Annotated in this window: 14 protein-coding genes; 3 read left to right on the top strand and 11 right to left on the bottom strand. The window is 45.1% G+C overall.

Annotation, left to right across the window (positions count from 1 at the left end; all coding sequences use genetic code 11):
• Window positions 1-27: 27 nt before the first annotated feature.
• The 8 genes from arfA to KAI36_RS01610 all read right to left on the bottom strand — a co-directional run bounded on the left by arfA (window position 28) and on the right by KAI36_RS01610 (window position 9473).
• Entirely contained in the window at window positions 28-1542 is a 1515-nt protein-coding gene (gene arfA / locus KAI36_RS01645; RefSeq protein ID WP_276572454.1) for an arabinosylfuranosidase ArfA, read from the bottom strand.
• Between the two features lie 306 nt (window positions 1543-1848).
• Complete coding sequence (locus KAI36_RS01640; protein WP_220026753.1) at window positions 1849-3435, bottom strand: S8 family serine peptidase; 1587 nt, start codon at window positions 3433-3435, stop codon at window positions 1849-1851.
• 148 nt (window positions 3436-3583) lie between these two features.
• Complete coding sequence (locus KAI36_RS01635; protein WP_220026752.1) at window positions 3584-4366, bottom strand: muscle M-line assembly protein unc-89 Uncoordinated protein 89; 783 nt, start codon at window positions 4364-4366, stop codon at window positions 3584-3586.
• A 123-nt stretch (window positions 4367-4489) separates the two neighbouring features.
• A complete protein-coding gene (locus KAI36_RS01630) occupies window positions 4490-4765 on the bottom strand; it encodes a peptide maturation system acyl carrier-related protein (protein ID WP_220026751.1) in 276 nt (91 codons plus the stop codon).
• 13 nt (window positions 4766-4778) lie between these two features.
• Window positions 4779-5903, bottom strand: coding sequence for a TIGR04066 family peptide maturation system protein (locus KAI36_RS01625; protein ID WP_220026750.1), 1125 nt, complete (start codon window positions 5901-5903; stop codon window positions 4779-4781).
• Window positions 5904-5914: 11 nt separating this feature from the next.
• Window positions 5915-7369, bottom strand: coding sequence for a Cys-rich peptide radical SAM maturase CcpM (gene ccpM, locus KAI36_RS01620; protein ID WP_013308381.1), 1455 nt, complete (start codon window positions 7367-7369; stop codon window positions 5915-5917).
• Between the two features lie 71 nt (window positions 7370-7440).
• Entirely contained in the window at window positions 7441-7626 is a 186-nt protein-coding gene (locus KAI36_RS01615) for a CLI_3235 family bacteriocin precursor (protein WP_071559456.1), read from the bottom strand.
• 104 nt (window positions 7627-7730) lie between these two features.
• Complete coding sequence (locus tag KAI36_RS01610) at window positions 7731-9473, bottom strand: ABC transporter ATP-binding protein (RefSeq protein WP_220026749.1); 1743 nt, start codon at window positions 9471-9473, stop codon at window positions 7731-7733.
• Window positions 9474-9599: 126 nt separating this feature from the next.
• Between KAI36_RS01610 and KAI36_RS01605 the strand changes: the two genes are divergently transcribed.
• Entirely contained in the window at window positions 9600-10277 is a 678-nt protein-coding gene (locus KAI36_RS01605; protein ID WP_346730195.1) for an RNA polymerase sigma factor, read from the top strand.
• A gap of 96 nt (window positions 10278-10373) precedes the next feature.
• Here the strand turns inward: KAI36_RS01605 and KAI36_RS01600 are convergent, their stop codons facing one another.
• Genes KAI36_RS01600 through KAI36_RS01590 form a run of 3 tightly spaced genes read right to left on the bottom strand, consistent with a single transcriptional unit; the run spans window position 10374 to window position 13421 of the window.
• Window positions 10374-11228, bottom strand: coding sequence for a carbohydrate ABC transporter permease (locus KAI36_RS01600; RefSeq protein ID WP_023986622.1), 855 nt, complete (start codon window positions 11226-11228; stop codon window positions 10374-10376).
• Window positions 11229-11246: 18 nt separating this feature from the next.
• Entirely contained in the window at window positions 11247-12131 is an 885-nt protein-coding gene (locus tag KAI36_RS01595) for a carbohydrate ABC transporter permease (RefSeq protein ID WP_025723881.1), read from the bottom strand.
• 36 nt (window positions 12132-12167) lie between these two features.
• Window positions 12168-13421 (bottom strand): sugar ABC transporter substrate-binding protein, encoded by a 1254-nt coding sequence (locus KAI36_RS01590; RefSeq protein WP_220026748.1) that lies wholly within the window; start codon window positions 13419-13421, stop codon window positions 12168-12170.
• Between the two features lie 601 nt (window positions 13422-14022).
• On the opposite strand from KAI36_RS01590, the gene KAI36_RS01585 reads away from it, so the two are divergent.
• A complete protein-coding gene (locus tag KAI36_RS01585) occupies window positions 14023-16185 on the top strand; it encodes a glycoside hydrolase family 3 N-terminal domain-containing protein (protein ID WP_220028022.1) in 2163 nt (720 codons plus the stop codon).
• 25 nt (window positions 16186-16210) lie between these two features.
• A complete protein-coding gene (locus KAI36_RS01580) occupies window positions 16211-19651 on the top strand; it encodes a GH36-type glycosyl hydrolase domain-containing protein (protein ID WP_220026747.1) in 3441 nt (1146 codons plus the stop codon).
• Window positions 19652-19681: the final 30 nt, after the last annotated feature.

Below are 19681 nucleotides of genomic sequence, written 5' to 3'. Positions count from 1 at the left end.
GAAGCTGTACCCTTTTACAGAAGAGAATTAATGAGACTTAGCGAGACGGATAACGTTCCACGATGCTTTGCCCAAATGAGCTTTTACAATTCCGTCTTCAAGCTTGGCGTTGCCGCCGTTGTGAGGCGTAACTTTTTCACCGGCTGGACTGTTGGTCGCTTTTAGATCATCATGCTCCAATACAGTATGCTCGACAATGCGGTAGCCTTCAAAACTGCGTACATCTACTGTTAGCTCCAGTGATTCAGACAAATGACGGTTCACTGCAAAGACAGTCAGTGCGTCTCCCTCTTCATCATAAACTACAGCGCTGTCCAGATAAGGAATATCTGTGAAGTCCTTGGAATCGTATTTTTCCGAATCCACGACAGGCATCAGCGATATCCCACGACCATAACGGGAAGCATGCAAATATGGATAGAAAATTGTTTGCTTCCACGCCTTTCCGTTATTCTCGGTCATGATCGGCGCAATAACGTTGACCAGTTGGGCGAGACAAGCCATTTTCACACGATCCGCGTGGCGCAGGAATGTAATCAACATGCTGCCCACCAACAACGCATCCTCAAAGTTATAGATGTCCTCAAGCTGCGGTGGTGCCACAGACCATGGATCAATTTTTTTGTCCGCATCATTGGAGTGGTACCATACGTTCCATTCGTCAAAGCTAAGCATCATTTTTTTCTTGCTGCGTTTCTTTGCTTTGATATAGTCACAAGTCGAAATGACCGTATGAATAAAATGATCCATATCCATAGAACGTGCCAGATAATTAGCCGTATCATTGTCATGATTGCCGTAGTATTGGTGCAAGGAAATATAGTCCGCTACCTCATAGGTATGATCCAGCGTGGTTGCTTCCCATTCTGGGAACGTCGGCATTGTGGAACTGGAGCTGCCACAGGATACAAGCTCAATGTCAGGATCAATCAGCTTCATGGCTTTTGCAGATTCTACAGCCAGACGGCCATATTCTTCTGCTGTCTTGTGACCAATCTGCCATGGGCCATCCATCTCGTTACCAAGACACCAGGTTTTAATCTTGTGTGGTTGATCTACACCGTGACTACGACGTAGATCACTCCAGTAGGAGCCGCCTGTGTGGTTGCAATATTCCACCAGATTACGCGCAGCATCAATTCCGCGCGTACCCAGATTAACCGCCATCATGACTTCGGAACCTACATCCTTGGCCCACTTGAAAAATTCATTCGTACCCACTTCATTCGGCTCGACCGTTCTCCACGCCAGCTCCAACTGTCTAGGTCTGGACGCGACAGGGCCGACACCGTCCTCCCAATTGTAACCGGATACAAAGTTGCCTCCCGGATAGCGTATAATAGGAACATCAAGCTGTTTTACCAACTCTTTAACATCATTTCGGAAACCGCTTTCATCACTAGTTGAATGAGTAGGCTCGTAAATGCCGCCATATACGGCACGCCCGAGATGCTCTACAAAAGAGCCATAAATGCGTTTATCGACTTCAGCAATACGAAAAGATTTGTCTACAATCATCTTTGCTTTTACAGCTGCTGCCACCTAAACCATCCTCTCTGAATGCGAAAATAAAATCCGTTGTACCACCAAGACTAAGAAGCCGTTTTATTTACGGTTTTAATATAACACACCATATTTATTATAGTCAACATTATTATTAAATACTTAATATATTTATTAACATTAATGATAAACGATAAGCAATTGGTTACGTACTTCAAAATATTTCGTTTTATAAACAAACTTATTGAGTGAATAACCACTTTGCTAAATAGTAATAACGGATTACAGGTACGTTCAAAATAGTGCCTACTGCCATATCTTGCAGTCTGTTTTAAATAATGAATATCAGTCTACCAACAGTTGTTCTAAATATGTATAAATACCACCTATATCGCCCACGTTTAAATTCGAGAGAACCCATTCTTTCAAATAGCCCTGCTCTGTCCGTATAGATATATAAATGCGTTCAGTTTCCGCTTTCAACAGTAAAGAAAGCTCAATATCAACGTCTAATAAAACTCGTTCTTTGGTGCAATGCGTAATATTCGTAGCCTCTACACACAAAATAGCAATATCCGTATAAGCGTTATATGCCATTGTACCCGCATTATATAACAGTTCCTGTAATCCATTGCTTGCATCCGAAGGGAGCGTATACTCCATATCATGCAACACTGCCGCGGACTGGTCCACCGCGATCCAGCTTTGGTATCCATCCCGGGCAAATTCCCCTCTCAACTCATGCAAAAAATAAATAATGTCAATGTCCTTGTCATAATAAATACAAATAAGCGGAATGCGAGAATCCTCTATTGCGATAGCCTCCTCCTGCGACATAAAGAGCCCCCCCTCTTGCTGCCACCAGCGCAAATAGCAAGATGAGAAATTCAGTGCGGGGATGTATCGTTGATTTTTAGAGATATAGACGACATGTTTTCCATAACGTGAAGCCAATTGCTCCACTTCCTGCAAACTCACTGGCTCCATTTCCCCTAGCAAGACAATCGTATCTGTAAGGCCGTATACCCGTTGTCCACCTTCGAGCGCTGTGTCCTGTTGTTCTCGCTCCTGCAGGATGGCTTGTTCGAAGATCGCAGCAATTTTGTCGCCAGAGAGTTGAGCTTTCCATTGGGTCTGAAAATAATAGGGTGCTTTCGAGCTAATTGCACAATCCTCTATAAACACATAGGCGCGCCGTATCCAATCCGGATGTCCGTAACGCATTACGGGGATTATGGTATCCTGTATCGGAAGATAACTATACTTATGTAAAATATATTTTAGCTGTTCTATGGAAGGAACAAGCATGGACTGCTGCAAAACTTTACATATGTGTGCTGTAATCAATGGAGTGGCATAGCTATTGCTGTTGGGACATTGTACAGCCTCTCCAGCTGCACCTACCAGTTCATGCTTGGCAAAAGCGGTAAAATCGATACCGCTTGAGAAAGCTTTCTCAGCATCATATGTATATTGTCCTGCTGTGAGTATACCGCTATGATCGCAGCGCACACCAATCACATTGGCAAAGGAAGCCGGATAAGTAAGAAGTCCTCCGTTTTGTGCAGCACATACCATAATTAATCCCGCCATAGTTGCATCATTTACAGCTTCCCGCAGCATGCCTCGATCTCGATAATTTATACTTCCCAGGCTGATATTGGCTACCTGTACACCATGCTTTACACACCAATCCAGCGCAGCACAAAGCTGAGTTGCATTTCCTTTTCTATGGTTCATTATTTTCACACTGCTAATGATCGCATCTGGAAAATACGTTTGTACAATAGCTGCACATAGGGTACCGTGATTTAAGGTGCGTCCATCTTCTACGTCTCCATGAGCTATTTCGACGTTATATAATAATTGGGTGTTTAAAAAGCCAGCATTAACCCCGTCGTCAATAATGGCTACATGGATCTTGCCATTCATTTTTTCTCCCCCTGTCTCTTCGGATTGTGAAATGAATCTCACGGCTCTGTTCCGTTCCATTAGAGTAAGCGGAGGGTGCCTCTGCGAACGATAGCGTTCGTCTGAAAGCACCCTCCTAATTTAGCGAACCATGTACATGATAGCCGGATCAGACTGCAATATTTACCTTCGTGCCTGCAGTCTTCGCCCCGTCTTTAGCCGAGTCCAGATAGGCATTGAGCTCTTGTTCAGTCCACACCCTGCCTGCCTCTGCATTCGCCTCCTGCTCATCCTTAGGTTCAACCCGATCTGTAATCATCGGCTCGTTATTCACTGCTTCGCTGATACGCTCATTAATATTCGCAGCGATTTCCATGATCTTTCCATTAAGTCCTTCTGCCTTTTCACGCAAAGCCGCTGATTTTGCAGGGTTAGCGTTTTCCCACCCCTTAGCCTCGCTTCCCAATGTGAGTTGTGCCGTTTTGGCTATTTTAGCACTCTTCAACTCATTGTTTGCAGATACAACACTATGCATTGTATAGGTGATCAATCTTTGCTGCTGCTCCTCAGCAGTCTTAGGCGTATATTCTTCCTTTTTGCCTTTCTGAGCTTCTTTTTTACTTTCCTCATCCATGCCTAAAGCCTTTTTTTGCTCTTCCAGTGACTGCTTTTGAATGTTCTCGTCAATTTGCTGAATCTGCTTATCTATCTCTTCCATTTCAGCTTTTACAGCTTCCGGACCGAGACCACGCTTGAGAGCATTACTTAAATAGTCCGAACGCCTCTCCATCAAATTTTGCTTTTGTTCTGTCAATTGTTGAATAACCTTGTTTTGTGGCTTGCCTATACCCTTCCTTTCAGCCTGAGCGGAAAGGGAATGCCGTAGTTCAAGTCGGTTGTTATCTGCGGTGCGGAACGGCGATTGGTGAGATGATGTAAATGATACATTCATCCTAAAACCTCCAATTCTCTTCTAAATGAGGATTTTTCAAAAATCCTGAAATAAGTGATTCTAGAGGTATATCGGATTTTTTTGTATGTTTTTGTATGTTTTATCATCATTTTCACAAATCCTTCATTCCTTTTCCACTGTTAAGCAGTCCTTTATCGTCTCATACAAGCTGTTATATGTAAGCAACCCCCCTCCCACTATACGCTCTTCCGAAATTAGGATAGCAAAGCTTTTTTCCACTTCAAATAATAGATATACCAGATCTCTGGGGAACAACCCCATATCAGGACCCAGTAATGTAGCCTCTTTATTTATCTCACCCGCTTTTATTTTAAAAAGCTTCCAAAATATATTTTCCAGTTTTACTCCTGTTCCCGTTACATCCTGAGTAAAGTTCATGTTCTTCCCTCCATTACAACTGAACTACGTGATGATCAACCGAAAAATAATGTAAAATATCCTTCGTCAGCCTATTCATATCTTCATCGTTGGACAGATGGAGTACAGGCACGGAATAATTGAAGAACTCCTGCTTTTTCTCTTCCACGAAACGATGATCAACAGATGCATATTGCATATTGACCGTGGAAGAAGAGTAACTGTCGAATACATTGTTACATATGGCATATCCTAATAATGAAGAGGAAAAACGGTTTTCCATGTACTGTTTCACATGCTCCAAATATTTTATATTGTATTCATCATAGTGAAGACAACAGATCAGGCCATCCGGCCTAACAGCGCGGGATACCAAAAATGAGGTTACTCCAAAATAATTCGTGAACGTATTGTTAAAGGGAACAATCCCACCTGGAATGCCCACGAGTATTAGATCAGGCTTTTCGCTCTGCTCTATTTTTTTCAAATACCGATTAAACATGATAATCTTCTGGGTTTCCGTCATACCGCTCTCAAACATAAACTGTGGAAAAGAATGTGCACCAATCAGCTCCCCGCATCCATTAGATGTGATTTGCGACACCCGATATCCTTGTGCTTCAAGCTTCTGCCGAAGGTTAAGCTGCAAATTAAGCTTATGCGTTCGCTCGTTCAGCCCTAATACAAACAGAACCGGTGTAAAAAAATCATGAATAACAGAGCCCGGGTCAGGCGGTAAAATATCTTTCGTGCGTACATCAAATGTATTTTTTAAAATCAGCTTGTCATCTTGCTCCTCACAGGGTTCGATGAATTCCATACATGCGTCTGGCAAAGTGAAATTACACATGACTTTTTTGCCAAGTTGTCCAGCCTTCTTGATCACGGGAAGATACACCTCAGCTACATCCAGCTTGAAATTGGATTTCACCAGTAATATAGCATCACAACGCTCCATTTCTTGCTCCAAACAAGACTCCGGCTTCACTATGAAGCCTGTCACTTCCCCCTTGTCCGCTACACAGGCATCTTTCCCGATCATACCCGACCCTTGAAAAGAAATTAGTACAACTTCCTCATAACTTCCTAATAGATTCAAGTTCCTAACCAGGGCTATCGTTTCATAATCAAACGGAAAAATGATTAATTTATTGGTCATGGAGACACCCCTCATGCTTTTTCAAAATCGAGAATCGTATCTTCGGAGAAATCATAGCCCAGCTCATTCATCATGCAATAATCAAGTAAGGTATGCCTAATATCATTTTTGACTACCGAACAATGACTCAGCTTCTTTTCTTTGGACAAGGTATGCAAATCATCTGCTACAGCAACACACAGCGTACAAAAACGGAAATTCCAACAGTTTTTACATGCATCCTCCGTGATTGTCCCTACATTCAAAATCTGGCTGATTTTATCCACTTCAAAGCCTGTGTCCACTTTTCCAATCTGCACCACCTCCGACTGCTCACTGACCCGTTCACATGGATAGAGATTTCCATGCACATCCGCAAACAATCGCTGTACACCAGGCACACAGGGTCCACCATGATGCGCTTCTATCGGCATTCCCGCAGAAGGCTTTCTATAATGAAACATTCGGAAATACATCTGAATATAATAGTCCTTAATCAGCTTGGAGACATGATTTTCATCTACTCTTCCAAACTTGGAAAGCATCATTTTAACTACCTCATAGCCTCTCTGCTCAATAAATTCATTTCTGTACAAAATTTCATCCTTCACATAAGCATCGTTAATGTAGGACGACCTTACACTGTACAGACTTTCGAAGGTTTCATAATTCGTATAAAAATCATTGATACAACCAAAATCATTACGGGTATCCAGCACCACATTAAAATTAATCCATTCAAAGAGGTCCGGGTAATTTCTCTTAATTTTATCCACATTGGCAATAATCGTATCGAAGGAGCCTCGCCCGTTAACAGCAAATCGTCTGTTTCTGTCATGATTCTCTTGATCTCCGTCCAGACTGATCGTAAGCACAAAATGATGTTCATCCAGAAAGTCCAGAATATCGTCATTAAGCAGCGTACCATTGGTCGTCAAATGAAAGCCTACATCTCTATACGCTACCTGTTCCTTGATATATTCCACACACTTCTTGACTAACGGAAAATTAATAAGCGGCTCTCCCCCATAAAAACCAAAATCCAAACGGTCACTGTCTACTGACCTATCAATGACAAAATCAATACACTTGCGCGCTGTCTCAAAATCCATCATCAGACTGGTATGACCTCGATTGTCATATCCTCCTGAATAAACGCAGTAAGAGCATCTAAGATTGCAATTTTGAGTTACCTGTAAGGTGAGGGTCTTCAGCTGATGCTGAAGCATATGCTCCAGGTGCTTTGTCTTGGGATGATTCATAATCTGCGGACGCTGTGAAGATAAAAATCCGTTATCCAACAAGTCACGGATATACTGCTGCAATTCCGGTGTAGCCTCCATCTGATCCAGGTCGAAGCTGGAATGCGAATTCAGGAAATGGTAAGCCTCCTCTTTAATCCGCAAAATTAAATTGGTATTTACATCATATACATAATGGTGGAGTCTCGTCTGAAATGTGTATATAAAGGGTTGGCACATGTTCATGATTCACACCTACTCTGTTTTGATGTGGACAGAAGCCTGGAATGCCCAGGCTCCTCCATACAGATACAAGCTTAATAATTACCAATTCCAGTTCCGTTATCTCTGCGATAAGAACCGTCACTTTCACGCTGAGTATTGGAGCTTCGAGTCAAACTGCCTGCGCAATAACAGGAGCAAGGACAATAACAGGAACAACCACAGCCAAATGCCTCAATCGTGTCGCCTACATTCGTGCTTCTTTTCACAAGCTTACGCATGTTAAACTACTCCTCCCATTCATGATATGATTTAAAAAGGTGTTCACCTATACTAATTCCGTACATGGTGTTAAATCACACTATGAAAGCGTTTGTTTTTTTCATCATTTTATGGGGACTTCTTCTTCCCCTAATACCCATCCTCTATATTCTGCATGACAGGTCATAAAATGGGAGTGTGATCCTATTTGGGCTGGTTCGCCGTTCTCCAACAAAATAACTCTATCGACATGCGCTAATATCTCGCTGCGATGTGTAACGATGATTACGGTCTTTTCACGCAACCGGGTCTTCAACAATTGCTGGACATTTAGCCTAGCTGCTGTGTCCAAATTGGAGGTCACCTCATCGAGAATAAACAATGGCGCTTCCCTGATCAATGCCCGGGCCATGGCGATTTTCTGTCTTTGCCCACCCGACAACCTGGAGCCATTCGAGCCTATAGGGAAGTCATCTGCCGAGTTCTGAACCAATTCTTCCAGACCAACCTCCGCGATAATGGCCTCTATTGCATCATTAGTGACTTCTGTGCCTATGCGGATATTGCCAAAAATAGTAGTATCAAATAAATACACCTGCTGACTGACCAAAGCTATTTGACTTCGATACTCATCTATTTCATAGCTTTGGATGTCAATGCCGTCATAAGTGATTATCCCTTGATCAGGCTGGCTGAATCTCATAATCAGATCCAGCAACGTAGACTTCCCTGCCCCATTTGCTCCAATGACAGCTACTTTTTCCCCTCGGGCAATCCTAAAGCTCACGTGGGGCAGTACGGGTTCGTCCTTGGTATAGGAAAAAGAAACATTATGAAATGCAATGTGATCTTCGAATGGCGGCTCAGTTAGTATAGACGCTGGAGTGACTGAATTAGATGTTTCTTCCTCTGCCCAATCCAAGAACTGATAATATCGAATGGTGGAGGGAACGACTTCAGCCAGCATGTAGCCAATGTTTAAAATAGCGAATACAGGAGTGGTAACATAAGCACTGTAAGAAACAAAGGCAAAAATCCCACCTACAGTAAGCTGTAAACGAAAGATAAGATTAGCACCCACAACGTACAAAAGCATCATTAGAAGTTGAATTAAAATAGATTCCGAAGCGATATTCCAGGCGTCCAGAAGTGATAATTTTCGTTCTGAATCCACAATTCGACGCTGCTTGGATGAGAACTGCAGATGCTTATGTGGAATAAGACCAAACATTCGCTGCTCCTTCATGCCCCCGACAGATTCCCCAAACCATTGAGCAAAATCACTACTGCCTTCAATTAAATCCCCCACTAGTTTTTTTCTACGCTTCACAAAATACTTCACCACAACATATTTGATGGGTAAAAAGCACAGCACGATTACAGTCATTTTCCAGTTAATGAGCAGTAAACCACATAAACCACCAATCATGCTGAACGCCTGCATAATGACAAAAAATACTCCACTATCTGTGACCCTCGATACATTGCCTACATCCGTGCCAATTTGGTTCAGTAGCTCCGCTTCATTGGTTCGGTTAAAATAGCTCATTCGTACTCTTGTCAGATGCAGATACGCCTTTTCAAATAATGAAAAGGTAACCTGTGCGCTTAAGCCTGCCCGAAAGGTTTCTTTACACACATTCAACAGCTTGTCCAAGCAAACGATTAAAAACGCAGCAGATGTGTACAGGATTACAGCCTGCATATTCCCTTTCAGAAGACCTTGGTCCACAATAATCTTGCTTGTTAAAGGCAATAATATATTCAAGCCCGCTGATAGGATGAGACATATCAAAATGATAGTGACCGTCTTCAGATAAGGTCTAAATGTTGCTGCCAAACGTTTATATACTATGGATTCTTTCATCCTTTCCCCCCTTTCACCTGATGCCCCTCTCCCCCTATTAACTAATTCCGTATCAGAATCAAAATCACCTTAAAATATCTTTTAACTGTTCTAGTAATTCCACATTTACGAGATTAAATATGATTTATGTCATTCTTGAAAATTGGAATTAATGTATATGATTGGCATATACAAAAATCATTTATTTTTTTATCCGTCCAAAGGGGGCTTAAACAAATGCCGACTACGATGGTTATCGACTGTTGCAAAGAGGATCAGTGCAGAGGTAGTTCCAGATGCTTTTACAGAAAAATTTGTGAACTTTATCTGAGTGAGGTATATCGTTTCTGTATGCATTTAATCAAGAATCAGTCTTGCTTTACATTTATGGCAGAAGAATGTACACAAGATACTTTTGTAGCGGCAAGACAGCAATTGGTCAAGCTCAAACATCATCCCAATGTAAAGGGTTGGCTATACCTTACGGCTAAAAATCTTATATATAAATCATTTAGGTGCTACTATACACAAAAAAAGCATGAAACTACGCTTGAATGTGAGAAGATCTGTAGTTTTTCAAATTCGGTAGAGGAGGAGTGGGAAAATCGTAGATTGGGAGATGTGGATACGGTTATCGTTAATATTCTAATGCAGCTTTCCAACATTGAATATACACTCTATGAAGACTACTTTTGTCGACAACTGGCTGTGCCCTTGCTCGCTACCAAATATAATATTTCGGTTACGGCTACAACGACTCGAATCTACAGACTGAAAAGAAAACTTCGTACATTATCCCATCAATATTGTCTAACTCATATATAAATATATCTATGTAAAGCAAAAACAGCGGAGCCCCTCTCCCAAAGAGAAGCTCCGCTGTTCGTTCTTGTGACTATGATTCGTATTCACACTACACTATTACTTAATCCCCGAAATTGTGTAGTTCTCAATAATATACTTTTGGAAAACAATGAAGATAATCATGATCGGAACGACCATGAAGGTCGAGCCTGCCATTTGAAGGGCAAATTGACTTTCGTTCTGCCCCTTGAGCAGTGACAGCCCGACGGACAAGGTGTACAGCTTCTCATCGTTCGCAATAATGAGCGGCCACAGGAAGCTATTCCATCCACCGATAAAGGTTAAAATGGCCTGTACTGCCAGAATTGGTGTCGAGATAGGCAATACGATTTGCAGAAAAGTACGGAACTCCCCTGCTCCATCGAGACGTGTCGCCTCCAGCAGTTCTTCCGGGATATCGGACATAAACTGCCGGAACAGGAAGATCGCGAACGCACCTACCAATCCAGGAAGGACAATCCCTAGCATGGAATTGGTCAATCCCATCTGGTTCAGGATCAAATAGACGGGAATCATCGTCACTTGACCTGGAATCATCATCGTTGCCAGTACCAGGTAGAACAGAAACCCTTTGCCTTTAAATTGGAATTTGGCAAAGCCATAACCCGCCATGGCATTCAGGAATAATCCGAAGAAGGAAGCTAAAACAATGATCAGCGTATTCGTCAGATAGGTTCCAAAAGCCATGCTATCGAATAGTAATTTAAAATTATCCAGTGTAAAATGCTGCGGCCAGATGGTCGGAGGAATTTTGGTTACCTCACCCTCTGTCTTAAAGGAGGATAAAATCATCCACGCAAAAGGCAGCACCATCAACAGACCTCCCACGGTCAGGAGAATCGCCACGAACCATTGAAATGTTTTTTCACCACTGCGCGTATTGGCGCGGGCTTGCTGAACAGCTGTTTTCACGTTCATCACCTCTCTCTATCAGGACTCCGCTTTATTTTGCAAACGGAACTGAATCAGCGTCACCGCGATGATCGCGAAGAACAGAATGAACGATCCCGCCGCGGCATAACCGAATTTACTAAATTGGAAGCCGTTATTGTAAATGAACAGGGATGCCGTCAGCGTGCCGTCGAGCGGCTTCCCTTTGGTCATGACAAACGGTTCCTCGAAAAATTGCAGCCAGCCGATCATCGTCGTGATGGACACGAAGAAAATAGCGTAACGAAGCTGCGGAAGCGTAATATAACGAATTTGCTGCCATGTATTGGCACCGTCAAGCTGAGCCGCTTCATAATAAGAACCCGGAATCCCTTTAATAGCCGCAATAAAAATAATCATGTTTAAGCCGATGCCCCGCCAAACTGCTAACACAATCAACGAAACTTTCGCTACTGTTGGATCGGTCAGCCATGGGACGGGACCTAAATTCATCATACCAAGTACATAGTTGAATAATCCAAGCGTCGGATTATACAGGTAGCTCCAAACGACTGCGACTGCGACCACATTCGTTACGGACGGTAGATAGAACACAACGCGGAATACTTTGAAAGCACGTGATTTACCCATGTTAATCAGAATCGCGATGCTAAGCGAAAATATCAGCACCAACGGAACACCGATGATGACGAAGAACAGGGTATTACCAAGGGACTTTATAAAGGAAGGGTCCATTAGTACGTTTGTATAATTTTCCAGACCTATAAAGCGAATACTATCATAATTAACGAGTCCTGACAGATCCATATCCGTGAAGCTGATTACGAGCGCCAGTAGAATCGGCAACAGCGAAAACAGCGTCAACAGGATGATGGAGGGACCGATAAACAAGTATGGCGCAAGCTTCTGCGAGCTTCCTTTCATGCCTTCACTCCCTTTGACAATGGCGGATATGGATCATTATTTTTTCATAATACTTGCAGCCTGCTGATTAAAGTCATCCATTTCCTTCTGTACGTCGGCTTGACCACGGTAAACACGCTCAAAGCTCTTGATGAATTGTTGAGAAACCTCTTCCCATGCTGCCAGTTGCGGCAATGCTGCGGAATGGTCCAGCTGTTTACGAATAGTTTGAAGCATCGGATCACTCTTAAGCTTGGCATCTTCCCACGATTTAGTAGCCGCAGGCAAGTTACTGGACAGTTCCATCCATTTCAGCTGCGTTTCTGGTTTACTCATGTAAGCCATGAATTTGGCCGACTCCTCTGGGTGCTTGCTGAATTGCATAATTGAAAGGTTCGCTCCACCCAAAACGGACAGGTTGTTTACTTTGCCAGGAAGCTCCGCTATATTCCACTTACCTTCCAGTTCTGGTGCCTTGCTCTTGATTTCTTTAATCATAAAAGGACCGCTGATAAACATTGGAACGATACCCTCACCTTGCAAACCTTGAACAGAATCAATTCCAATATCCACTGCGTTAGAGCCATTTTGGAAAAAAGTATTCAAATACTTCACAGCATCTACAAACGGTGGTTGGTTGAACAGCGGATTGCCCTGCTCGTCAACCAGTTTGGAACCGTTTTGGAGAGCAAACATAAAGCCCATAGACTGCTCCTTTGCACTAAAGGAGATACCATATTTGCCTTTGCCCCGAGCCGCCAGCTTTTGGGCAGCATCGGAAAGCTCTTCCCACGTTTTAGGTGCTTCATTATATCCGACTTGTTTCAGTAGGTCGGAACGATAGAACAAAACTCTCGTTTCAGTGTACCAAGGCACACCGACCGGTTTCCCTTCAAATTTTGTCGTACCTACAGCACCCTCGAAGAAATTCTTCGATTCCAGTTCAGGATACTTGCTGACATAAGGTGTGATGTCCGTCAATGCGCCCGCAGCTGCAAGCTCCGGTACCCATGACGTGCCCAATTGGACCACATCCGGACCAGACTTCGAGGCAACAGCCGTTAGCAATTTATCGTGAGCATTATCCCAAGGTAACGCCTGTACATCGACGTGAATATCTGGATTTTCTTTCTCAAAATCTTTCACAATTTCAGGCAACAGCTTTCCTTCCGCTCCCATACCCCATAAGGTGATGGTCGTCTTGCCGTTCGCATCTTTACCGGACGAATCATCCTTGGACGAACAACCTACTAGCGCGCCCCCCAGTAATAAGGTGCTTGCCAAAATGATCCCCAACGTTCTTTTCATCATACGAATTCCTCCCGAGATGATCGGTTTACCGATCATGCAATATGATAACGGATTCAAATACGAGGATTTTGCAAAAATTCAATAAGCGACTTCCAATGAACAATATATAGAACGAAATGGTCTCGTTCATCTATATATTGCACTTTCGAGCGCCTGGAATCGAATCGTGCAAAATCCTGATGCATGTAAATACATAGCGATTAAAGCATACCGCTATAACACTTATGTTCAAAGCACAAGGACCATACCCGTCAATAGAAACGTTTCGATAGTCATTATAGAACAAATTGAAACCGTATTCAATAGAAATATTATTTTTTATTTGCACAGAATCCCGACTTTTTTTCGTTTATATCATCTTTATTACGTTATTCAGCCTATAAAAACCCCCTGAATTGGATTTGACTCTCCATTTGAAAGCGTATATAATCCAACTGAGTTCAACAATAGAAACGTTTCGATTAATAATACGACAGAATATTATGCTTCTATACTAGCTATTAGCCTGTTCAGCACTTTTTTGAATCAATTTTATCCAAAAAATCTCATGAATCTGAAAAAGAGAGCTGTCCACCAACAATACAGCTTATGGAGGATTATGATGGAACAACACCTGAATTCCTATTTAGAAAACATGACGCTTGAAGAAAAAGTCGATCAACTGCTACAGCTTGTGGGTGCCTTCTTTGAAGAAGCGGGAACGGATAGTCAAATTACCGGCCCCATGGCTTCTCTCGGCATCACAGAGAAAAATGTCCATAACGTCGGTTCCGTGCTTGGTATCGCAGGGGCCAAGGAAGCGATTCGTGTTCAGCAGGCTCATTTGAGTAAAAATCGTCTGGGTATTCCGCTTTTAATTATGGCAGATATTGTACACGGCTTCAAAACGATTTTCCCTATACCGCTGGCCATTGGTTGCTCATGGGATATGCAACTTGCAGAAGAGAGCGCTACCATTGCAGCCCGCGAGGCAGCTGTATCCGGTGTTCACGTCACATTCGCTCCTATGGTCGATCTGGTGCGTGACCCGCGCTGGGGCCGTGTGATGGAATCTACAGGGGAAGACCCTTACCTCAACAGCGAATTTGCTCGTGCGTTTGTACGCGGGTTTCAGGGTAAAGATCTGACGAACGATACCGACCGGGTGGCCGCATGCGTGAAGCATTTTGCCGCATATGGAGCTGGCGAAGGCGGACGAGATTACAACACTGTAGATGTATCCGCATGGCAGCTGCGAGAGTATTATCTCCCCTCCTACAAAGCTGCTTTAGATGAAGGCTGCGAAATGGTGATGACGTCCTTCAATACCGTAGAAGGCGTAGCCGCAACGGGCAATAAGCGCCTGATGCGTGATTTGCTTCGTGATGAATGGGGCTTTGATGGTGTACTCATCTCGGATTGGGCTGCCATCAAGGAGCTTATCCCTCACGGCATCGCCGAGGATGAGCGCGAGGCAGCGAAGAAAGCACTGCTGGCTGGCGTAGATATTGAAATGATGACCTCCTGCTATAACGGGCATCTGCCTGAGCTGGTTCGCAGCGGACAACTGGATGAAGCGCTCATTGATGAAGCCGTGATACGTATATTGAAGCTCAAGCAAAAGCTGGGCTTGTTCGAAAATCCGCTACGCGGCGCAGACCCTGAGCGCGAACGTGAAGTTGTGTTCTGCGAAGCTCACCGTACGGTTGCCAAAGAATTAGCTATTAAATCTTGCGTGTTGCTCAAAAATGATTCCGTTCTTCCATTGAATCGCAATCAACATATTGCGTTGATCGGACCTTTTGCAGAGAGCGGTGATATCCTGGGCTCTTGGTCGTGGAGTGGTTCGCAGGAGGAAGCTATTCGCGTTGTCGACGGGTTCCAATCGAAAATATCCTCCTCGTTGCTCACGGTTGCGGCAGGTTGCTCTATCGACGATATAACTGAGGAGCAATATGCGAAAGCTCTGCAAGCAGCCAGCCAAGCAGAGGTTATCGTGTTGGCGCTTGGTGAGCGCTCCGATATGAGTGGTGAAGCAGGCAGCCGTTCCAATATTCGTCTGCCACAAGCACAGTTGGAACTAGTGAAGCGCCTAAAGACGCTGAACAAGCCTATGGTAGCCGTATTATTTAATGGTCGTCCGTTGGATCTGCACGGTGTCATTGAAGAAGCAGACGCCGTATTGGAAGCCTGGTTCCCTGGTGGTGAAGGCGGCGCGGCGATTGCCGATTTGTTGTACGGTGATGCCGAACCTACGGGTCGCCTAACCATGTCATTCCCGCAATCGGTCGGACAGGTGCCCGTGTACTACAATCATTTTAATACGGGACGTCCGCAGTTAGATCCGAATACAAAAGAACGCTACGTGTCCCAATATCTAGACGTACCAAACGAACCTTTATTCCCGTTCGGCTATGGACTGAGTTACACCGATGTAGCCTATGACAGCGTACAGCTTTCCGGCGATACCCTTATACCTGGTCAGGAACTGACCGTTAAAGTGCAGGTAACGAACACAGGAACACGTCCGGTCGAGGAAACCGTCCAGTTCTATGTTCGTGATATCAGCGGTGATACGGTTCGTCCAATGAAGGAACTGAAAGATTTCTGCAAAGTCCTTCTTGCCCCAGGCGAAAGCCGGGAAGTGGAATTTGCATTGACCGAGCCTCAGCTGCGCTATCATCATGCAGATTTGAGCTTCAGCAGTGACAGCGGTGAATTTGCCGTTTTTACAGGACCTAACAGCCGAGATACTAGTGAAAGCCGTTTTCGGTTAGTGAAATAAACAGGAAAGTGAGGCGTTCCCTTTGATGAATACAAGTCTGGATCAAAATATTTTGCTGCGAGCCGGCGACCTGTCTTTTACCTTCTTGAGCAGCGGTGATGTGTATAAGATCGCCCATGGCTCAACGATGATCAACCAGCTATTGACCAATTCAGTCGACGGTTCCTTGAACAATCTGTACTTGAGATTGTACCGTCCGTCCGGTGTAAGTATCACTCCCCTGCTTGGAGTTCGCTCACCGGGAGTCATCCGACAAACGGATCAGCAGATTATTTGGGAAGGTTTCACCGCTGGTGTAGGCTATCAGGTGACCTTCACGCTAAGCCGCCTGGGAGTATGGTTCTGGGATGTAACCCTACAGGGCGATGACGTGGAAGCAGATGTCGTGTACGGTCAGGATATCGGCATTGCCGATACCGCTGCTGTGCGCAGTAATGAAGCTTATTTGTCTCAATATATTGACCACACCGTCTATCATGATGAACAAAGAGGCTACACCGTTTGCTCACGTCAAAACCAGCCTCAAAGTCAGGCGTTCCCATACATTCAACAAGGCTCGTTAACCCGCACTGTTGGTTACTCGACTGACGGATTTCAGTTCTTTGGACTTTCGTACAAAGAAACGAATGAGCCGGAAGCACTCCATCGTGACTCGCTCGCCAATGAAGTGTACCAATACGAATTCGCCTATACCGCGTTGCAATCTGAGCGGGTGAAACTTGCCGGGGAAGCTCGCTTTACTTTTTACGGTCTGTTCCAGCCCAATCATCCAGCCGCAGTGACAAAGCTGGAGTATCAAGAGCTGGTGACAAAGGCACGTGACGAAGTAGCTGCCGTTCTAGCGGACACTTCCGAGACCAGCATACCGGCACACGCGACAAGTGATCTTCAGGCAGGGCGTGTGGCTCCAGCTCAAACCATCGGTGAGCCGCTGCGCACGCTGGACTTAACCGCTGCCGAAGTGAATCAACTTTTCCCGAAACGGCAGGAAGAAGAACGGGATGGCGATGAGCTACTTTCCTTTTTCACGGACAGCTATGAGCATGTTGTACTCAAATCCAAAGAGCTTCGTGTAGAGCGTCCCCATGGGCACATTTTAATGGGCGGGCATTACTCAGGAGGTAAGGAAGAAACCATTACAACCACCTCCTATATGTACGGGGTGTTCAATTCCCAGCTCGTAATCGGCAATACGAATTTCAATAAAATGATCACCAACGCGCGTAATGCGCTCAATATTCCCAAGACATCTGGTCAGCGTATCTATGTCGGAATCCAAGGGAAATACCGCCTGCTCACGATGCCTTCCCTGTTCGAGATTGGCTTTAATTATGTGCGCTGGTACTACAAAACGGCTGACGATACATTCATTATTACAAACCATACGAATGCCGATAGCCCAGAAGTACGGCTTCATATGCGTGCGGCAAGCGGCAAAACCTATCCGTTCCTCATCACTCAGCAAATGTCTATGCATGTGAACGAATATGAGCTTCCATTTCATATGGAACGTGAAGGTGACGCCCTGCTCTTCCGGGCAGACTCCGCTTCCCTGAGCGCCGAAGCCTACCCAGACCTGCTGTACCGAATGCACATAGAGGGCGCTCCATTACAGCATGTGAGCGACACTCACGCACTGCTACAGGGTAAAGCTTCTCCTGATGCGTCTCTGGTTGTGCTAGAGCTGGGTGACAGCAGCGAATGGACCTGCACCGTGCAGGGTTGGCTGAATGGGCCTTCAGCCGGGCAAGAATCAACGCACAAAGAGCGTTACGCTTCCTTTGAAGATGAGCGCGAGCGCTATCGGGAATATTTCGCCGAGCTTATGAACGGTTTCCATCTGTCGCTGGGTCAACACGAAACGAGCGAGCTATTCCGTGTGAACGCAGTGGCTTGGTGGTACACCCACAATATGCTCGTTCACTACTCTGTGCCTCACGGTCTGGAGCAATACGGCGGCGCAGCCTGGGGAACACGTGATGTGTGTCAGGGGCCTGTGGAATACTTCTCAGCTACGCAAAAGTTCGACGAGGTTCGTTCCATTCTGCTGACTGTTTTCAGCCATCAGTACGAGGACAGCGGAAACTGGCCGCAATGGTTTATGTTTGACAACTATACTCACGTGCAGCAAGAAGAAAGCCATGGGGATATTATCGTCTGGCCGCTCAAGGTACTGGGCGATTATTTGACCGCTACCCGTGATTACAGTATTCTGGGAGAAAATGTGCCTTACACCCATCGGCATACTTTCGATTATACCAAGCAAACCGCGACTCTCATGGAACATGCCCTGAAGGAAATCGAATATATTCGGGAGAATTTCCTTCATGATACGTATTTGTCGGCCTATGGCGACGGCGATTGGGATGATACCCTCCAGCCAGCCAATGCTCAGCTGAAGCAATACATGGCGAGCAGCTGGACAGTTGCACTCACCTACCAAGTTATTAGTAACTTTGCTGCTGCTTTGGAGCAGGCCCCCGCAGGTGTAGTAAGCGAAGCCGACAAGATCGCACAAGATCTACATCAAATGGCCAATGGCATCCGTAAAGACTTTAACCGCTACATGCTGGAGAGCGGAATTATTCCGGGCTTCGTGTATATGGAAGAGCCCGGTCAGCCTAAGCTCATGCTCCATCCGTCTGATACCGAGACAGGAATCCATTATCGGTTGCTGCCAATGACACGCAGCATGATCAGCCAGCTGCTCACGCCTGAACAAGCATTGGCTCATGAGCAGCTCATCCGTGAGCAGTTCCTCTGCCCGGATGGTGTGCGTCTGATGAACCGCCCTGCACAGTATGATGGCGGTGTGAGCTCGCACTTCAAGCGTGCAGAGCAAGCGGCCAACTTTGGACGTGAGGTCGGGCTGCAATATGTGCATGCCCATATCCGCTTTGCAGAAGCGATGGCCAAGTTGGGACGCAAGGATGACGCTTGGCACAGCCTGAAGCTCATCAATCCGGTCGGCATCCGTGCGTCCGTACCGAATGCCGAATGGCGCCAAAGCAACGCCTATTTCAGTAGCTCGGACGGTAAATTTAACACCCGCTATGAAGCCCAAGAACGGTTTGGTGAACTGCGTGAAGGAGCCGTACCCGTCAAAGGCGGCTGGAGAATCTATTCGAGCGGTCCGGGAATCTACATGAATCAACTCATATCGAATGTCCTTGGTATTCGTCAGTCGGGCGAAGACCTGATCCTGGACCCTGTGCTGCCGGATCATCTCGACGGATTGGAATTTGAATTTTCTTTTGCAGGAAAACCAATTACCTTCGTCTACCGCATGCTGCAAGAGCGTACTGGTAGTGAGCAAGGCCGTGCAGTATTGAACGGGACACCCCTGGAAAGCGTGCCAGCCGATGATAATCGCTACCGCTCTGGTGCCTTGCGTATCAAACGTGAGATTTTCGAGCAGGCCTTAGCAGAACATGACGGTGTACACCGTCTGGAAATTATTTTATAAAGAGTTTTTGATGCTAAATCTGGTATAGGC

This window comes from Paenibacillus sp. S02 (assembly GCF_019454065.1).
GTDB classification, from domain to species: domain Bacteria; phylum Bacillota; class Bacilli; order Paenibacillales; family Paenibacillaceae; genus Paenibacillus; species Paenibacillus polymyxa_B.
The sequence above is the reverse complement of the archived record's forward strand: the minus strand, read 5'-3'. Positions and strand labels throughout refer to the sequence as shown.